General features: G+C 69.7%; 1 protein-coding gene. It reads right to left on the reverse strand.

Annotated features, from left to right (window positions below; all coding sequences use genetic code 11):
• Positions 1–396, reverse strand: a 396-nt coding sequence (locus tag L687_RS40545) for a DUF5915 domain-containing protein (protein ID WP_040569859.1), incomplete at both ends; no start/stop codon positions are given.

Consider the following 396-nt stretch of genomic DNA (forward strand, 5'->3'; position numbering starts at 1 on the left):
CTCCTGCACGGCGCGGATGACATCGCGTGCGAGTCCCTCGGCCTCGAGCTCCGGGGTCGTCCTGGTGTCGAGCAGCACGAAGCCACCGGTCGGGACGATGGCCAGGGCCTCCCCCTCCGGGCGGCCGGTCGTCTCGAGCACGAGCTCGTACTCCGACGGCTCGAGGACGATGCCACCTGCCGTCACGACACCGGAGACCTCACTCCAGTCACCGGAGCGCGCCGCCTGGATCGCCTTCTGCACGTCCTTGCCGAGGCGCGGACCCGCCGCACGGGCGTTGAGGCTCAAGCGGTGCGCGATGCCGTACTCCGCCGCCGTGTCATCGGCGAGCGTGACGAGCTCCACCGACTTCACGTTGAGCTCCTCACGGAGGATGTCCTCGAACTGTCCGAGCGA

The sequence above is a fragment of the Microbacterium maritypicum MF109 genome (assembly GCF_000455825.1).
Taxonomy (GTDB): Bacteria; Actinomycetota; Actinomycetes; order Actinomycetales; family Microbacteriaceae; genus Microbacterium; species Microbacterium maritypicum_A.